A 5,115-nucleotide genomic window follows, 5' to 3' on the forward strand; every position below is an offset into this window, starting at 1 on the left:
GCATCCGACAGGATCAACTCGGCCTTCGGCCGCCCAGTACGCGCCACCAGGCAACCCTACACAACTGAACAGAATTCCTGACTCAGAAGACTAGCGCCTCCCGCAGCAGGCGCTGGCGCTGTGCGCGGACCATGGAGGGCGCCGTGATGATGGTGACGGCAATCTGCGACCTGGGGTCGCCGTCGTTGGGGTCCAGCGGCGTCAGGTCGTGACGTGCGTGTCCAGATCCGGCAGGACGCCGTTGTCGGCGGGCTGTTCGCACGTGAGCCGCAGTTCGGTGGTGGGCGGGGCGGCCCGAGACAGCCCGGCCGGGATGCCGACGACACCGGGCAGCAGCTCCACAGCCGTCTCCCACGCGGTGAGCAGCACTTCCTGGACCTCGTCGAGGCCCAGCTGCGTGTCCCAGCCGGGACGAGGAACGCGGCCCACGCCTCCGAATTCTCGAGCAGGACGTCCGCGCAGCCGACCACGGTGGACTCCATCGTGGTGGGCAGGGCGAGCATGACGGAGGTCTTCACGGCCGGGCCGCCGTCCGGCGGGACGATCGTGCACGTGTACCCCACGGGACGGGCCGAGTTGCCAAAGGGCCCCGCTCCCAGCGACCGGCGCGCGACTCCGCGCCCCGATGCCGGGACAACATCGTCATCGCGCCGGCAACCGCGCTTTGCGCAAGCTGCTGTTCGAGCAGCGTACGCTGGGGTTTGCTGACCTCCAGCGCGCCCGGGTCGGCCCACGGCAGGTTCACCAAGGCGCGAAAGCGCAGCGCCGGCGTCTGACCGGCGGTCCCGATCCCGGCTGACCGGCCCTGGTCCAGGCTGAAGCGGGGAAGCGGCTGCCACCACCACACGATGCCGCCCGAACACGACAGTCGGCCCGCACCCCACGATCCGCCGTCGAGGTCCACGCTCCGAGCGTCGGCCGGAATCACCCACGGGGGTGTCCGAGCCAGTGGGAAGCCGGGAGAACCGACGGCCGTGAGCGAGTCCTGACCGCCCGGGGCACGCCGCTGCGCTTCAACGATCGCCTGCCAGACAGGCTCCGCGACGGCGGCCGGAGGGCGACCGGGCACCAGACACAGCGCCCAGCCCGGCTCGCCGTTGGGCTCGTGGTGCACGTCCTGCAGAGCAGCCGGGCCCTGCGCCCAGGCCTCTGCCGCAGCCTGTCCGAGCCCCGCGTCAACCAGCTGCTCATAGGCCGCCCGCATCTCCCGCTCGTGGTCGGGCCGCCCCTGCCCGACCCGCAGCCCACCGTCCGGCCCGGCTTCAGAGACAGCTTGCCGCACGAGCTCGGTGAGCGCCTGAGCGGTGGGCATGCCACAAGCGCGGACGCCGGCGGAAATCAACTGCTGGATCTCGGCGCGCGGCAGCCAGTGCGTACTGTCGTCGTCCCGCCTCGGTTCGGAGACTGTGTCCGTGCGCGGAGATCCGGGCTTGCCCACCGGAGCCGGCACGACGAACAACGTGCCAGCGGCCCACTCGGGGACTTCGATGAACGCCACGCGTTCGCCGTCAGCACCGGACCATCCGACGCGGACGGCGCGCGGAGCCGGGGTGATCCATTGACGGATCAGCTTGCGGATCTGGTCCACGGTCAGTGCGGCTGGGTCGAGGTCGACGATGTGGTCCAGGACCTCTTCGTCGTGCTCAGGGCGGGTGGCGATGCCGGTGACGATGACCCCGCAGTCCCCGTTGGCGGACGCAGCGACGTCCTTGGCGAGTTCCTCGACCGCCTTGGGGCCGGCCAGTTGGTACGGGGCCGCCTTGGCGTCGAGCCACTGCGTCTCGCGTAGGCCGAGCAGGAAGCCCGGCTCCTGGGCATCCAACGCGGCCAGCGCGCTCTTCGGATCCTTCACCACCCCGGCAGTATCTACCTGCGCTGCGGCCGCGCGCCGCCAAGTTTCACAAGCTCACCGGCGCTACCACATCCGATGAGGGACGCCGGTTCACCCTTCCATGTGCCCGAGCACGATGTCGATGCTGAGGGCAAACCGGGGCCGGGTGGTGCAGCCGGTTCCTTACGCCGTCTGAAGGGTGCGCTCGCTGCCTCCGAGCCACAGGCCCACGACCAGATCGGGCAGGTACTGCTCCGTCGTGACCGCAGTGTGCCGGATGGCCGTGCAGCCGACGGTGAACTGCTGGGCGGAGGGGCTGGCGGTGGGGGCCCTCGACGGCGGAGACGAACTTGGCCGGGACCACCAGAACATCACCGTTCCCGCGGATCAGCCAGTACACGGAGCTCGATCTGTGCTCCAGGTCGTGCAGTTGGTGGCGCTTGTCCGTCCAGGAGTCCTCGCGTCCGGCGCACCCGGGCGTCAGCACGGCGGACTTCTTGACCTAAATGAGGGTCTCCCGTGCGCAAGTGGAGACGGCCTGGAAGGCGTACGTCGACGACGACGCCGATGTCTGCTCCGTTCGCCCGTTCCTCCTTCTTGGTCACGGTGCGATGGCCGACCCGCAGATGCGGGCCGGCCCCGCCGACTAGCCGGGTGCGGACGGGCAGGGCGGTGATCTCGCCGGCGAGACCGGCCAACAGTGTCGCGGTCAGGTGTTCTTCTTCCGCGGCCCCGAGGTCGTGCATGGCGTCGGCAATCTCGGCAACCGCGCGGCGGGTGGCGCCCCGCACGAGGTCCTCCAGCTCGTGGTTGGCAAGCCAGGTGGACGACGGCGCAGACAGCGGCCGCAGGAAGTCGGCCCGGCGGGCATCGACCGACGCGAAAGGACGTTCAGCAGCCGCTCTTCGAGCGTCCTTGTGGTTTCGGTGGTGGCCCGTAGCCCGTCGGCGCGCAGCTGCACGGGAAGGATCACGCTTCGGCTGCACCGGTTGATCGCCTGCCGGACTATCCGGTGCTTGTCGGCGAGTGCAACGGTGAGCGCCGGGAGACGTCGGCCCCATAGACCTCGGCCAGATGGGCCTGGACCTCGTCGGTGGTCAGGCCCCTGGCGGCCAGCGAGATGACCATCTCGTCGACCCGGTCAGGCGCTTCTGCCGCTTCTTGAGGATCTCCGGTTCGAAGGAGCCGTCGCGGTCGCGGGGCACGGTAATCTCCACCGGGCCGACGTCAGTCAGCGCGGTCTCGGAGCGTTCGCCGTTGCGGGAGTTGCCGCCGCTCTTGCCCGCCGGATTGTGCTTGTCATGCCGAGGTGGTCGGTGATCTCGCCTTCCAGGGCGGACTCCAGCAGCCACTTGGTCAGCTGCTGCAACAGCCCGCCCTCGCCGGTCAGCTGCAGGCCCTCGGCCTGGGCCCGGCTCACCAGCTGGTCGTCCGCGGCCTTCGCCGATACGGCCACTGCCGACTCGACAGCGTCCTGCTCGGCCACGTTTTCACTGGTCATCGATGCATCCTCCATGACCGGGAGTTACGACGAACGATTTACAGTCCCTCGCAAGAGCATCCTCACCCTGGAGCGACAACGCCGAAATTGCCCGAAAATCACGGCTGGGACCTCTCGAGTGATCTGCGGTCGAGGGCTCCGAGATGGGGTACCGCTGCAATGTAGGACACTTGACTACCGACACGCGGTTGGTCGGTACAGGGACCGAATTGAAAGGTATCGGTCGAGTTGGAGGATGAAAGCGGAAGAAGATACCCATCTCTCCTATCCGGAACCGGCAAGTGTTGTTACCTATAGAAGGGCTTTTTCGGGTTACCTTTTTCGTCCGGCCGGCTTCTTCTGCTCGGAGATAACGTGTGCAATGAGGCTTTCTGTGACTTGCTGCATGCTGGGGGGATCGGACGGTGCAGGTGGAATCGATTGCTGTCGCTGCACGAAGCCACTTTGAGCGAAGTGAGCACGGCTGGTGTCATTTGGCACCGAAAATGATGGCGCTGACGCTTCTGCCGTTCTAGGGAGAATGAATGTGCGGGCCGGGTCCCACTGCAGTACGGTAAGGCTTCCGTTAGCGTTTGGGGAGGTGGATTGGCCGGGGAACGGCGGTAGCGGTGGCACGTCCGTGCCGAATGTTTCCAGCAGGAAGTCTTCGGCCTTGTCCTGGGGGGTTTCCGCTTGCGGTAACTGCAGGTCTTCTCCCGCATAGTGTCGCAGAAGATCATCCTGTAGGGCGGTGGCCTGGGCGTACTGTGTGTTGGCGATGCCTGCACTGTGCAAGAACTGCTGGTTGGCAGAATCGGTGAGATCCATTCCGGGATCGATCAGGAATCCCGGCATGTCTGCCGTGGCAACGGGCTCGGCTTGTATGCCCGGCACGTTCAGGGTCGCTATGACCGCGCCAAGCGCAGGCAGTTGTCTGCTCACCTCCCCGTACACGGTCTCCTTCGCATCGTTCATGGTGTGCGAGTCCACCGCGATCCTCAGCCCCGACGGGGGATCCTGCGGCCAGTGCGGGAATATCTCCCGGTAGATCATGTAGATGTTCACAGCGGAAATCCCCGACAGATTCCCCCGCACCTGCCCCGCATCGACTACACCCTTCGCGCCCGCATGCACGGCCGCCCTCTCAGCAGCCCGCTTCCTCCTCGTCGCCGCGGCCTTCAAGGCGGCCGCTCTGCGTCCTTCAGGCCCTCTGGTTTTGTTCCCCTTCTCGACAGCCGCGCTGCGTCCCTCAGGCCCCATGGTCTCGGCCATCTTCTTCAAGGCCGCTTTGATCCCCTCAGGCCCCAACGTCGCCTTCGCCTTCTTGGCGGCCGCACTGCGTTCCTCAGGCGGCACGTTTGCCCACCGGGCCGCCTGAACCTTTTGGACGGAAATTTTGCGTTCGCCCAGCGTTAGGTTTAGCCAGCGAGCCTTGCCAGCCTTCCTGCGGGCCTCACGGAGTTGGGTGTCCCAGTCGGTCCCATCGGGCTTGTCTTTCGGTGGCACGGGTCCTCCAGATGCTCGGTTCGAGAGTCCTGTCCTCTCAGGAACGGAAGATGAAGGGAACCGGTTCACACCGGGTCGGGTGCTGCCGGGCCGGCTGGAGACGCGCGCCGACCGGTCGGGAAGGCGCCAGGTGCGGATGAGCGAGCTTCTTGAGAACGGCCACGATCAGGTGAAGCCCAGGGCCTACAAGTCGGGCCAGCGCGGGGGCCTTGACCCTTGATGTTGGACACACGAGACACTGGATCCTGAGGATCTGAGAACGGACATCTCGTGGTCATGAAGAACTATCCGCCGCAGT

Annotated in this window: 4 protein-coding genes and 1 pseudogene; 1 reads left to right on the forward strand and 4 read right to left on the reverse strand. The window is 66.8% G+C overall.

Going from position 1 to position 5,115, the window contains the following annotated elements:
• Positions 1 to 201 precede the first annotated feature (201 nt).
• Both ACZ6IM_RS42115 and ACZ6IM_RS42120 read right to left on the reverse strand, forming a co-directional pair.
• On the reverse strand, positions 202 to 429 hold the full coding sequence (locus tag ACZ6IM_RS42115; protein ID WP_319218395.1) for a hypothetical protein: 228 nt from the start codon (positions 427 to 429) through the stop codon (positions 202 to 204).
• Positions 430 to 514: 85 nt separating this feature from the next.
• A complete protein-coding gene (locus ACZ6IM_RS42120; protein WP_319218397.1) occupies positions 515 to 1,855 on the reverse strand; it encodes an AlbA family DNA-binding domain-containing protein in 1,341 nt (446 codons plus the stop codon).
• A 503-nt stretch (positions 1,856 to 2,358) separates the two neighbouring features.
• Between ACZ6IM_RS42120 and ACZ6IM_RS42125 the strand changes: the two genes are divergently transcribed.
• A complete protein-coding gene (locus ACZ6IM_RS42125) occupies positions 2,359 to 2,481 on the forward strand; it encodes a hypothetical protein (RefSeq protein ID WP_319218399.1) in 123 nt (40 codons plus the stop codon).
• A gap of 385 nt (positions 2,482 to 2,866) precedes the next feature.
• Here ACZ6IM_RS42125 and ACZ6IM_RS42130 read toward each other — a convergent pair.
• Both ACZ6IM_RS42130 and ACZ6IM_RS42135 read right to left on the reverse strand, forming a co-directional pair.
• A pseudogene (locus ACZ6IM_RS42130) lies at positions 2,867 to 3,332 on the reverse strand (transposase); the annotation flags it as partial.
• Between the two features lie 312 nt (positions 3,333 to 3,644).
• Complete coding sequence (locus ACZ6IM_RS42135) at positions 3,645 to 4,817, reverse strand: hypothetical protein (RefSeq protein WP_319218401.1); 1,173 nt, start codon at positions 4,815 to 4,817, stop codon at positions 3,645 to 3,647.
• Between the last annotated feature and the right edge of the window lie 298 nt (positions 4,818 to 5,115).

It is taken from the genome of Streptomyces sp. NPDC042336 (assembly GCF_055581985.1).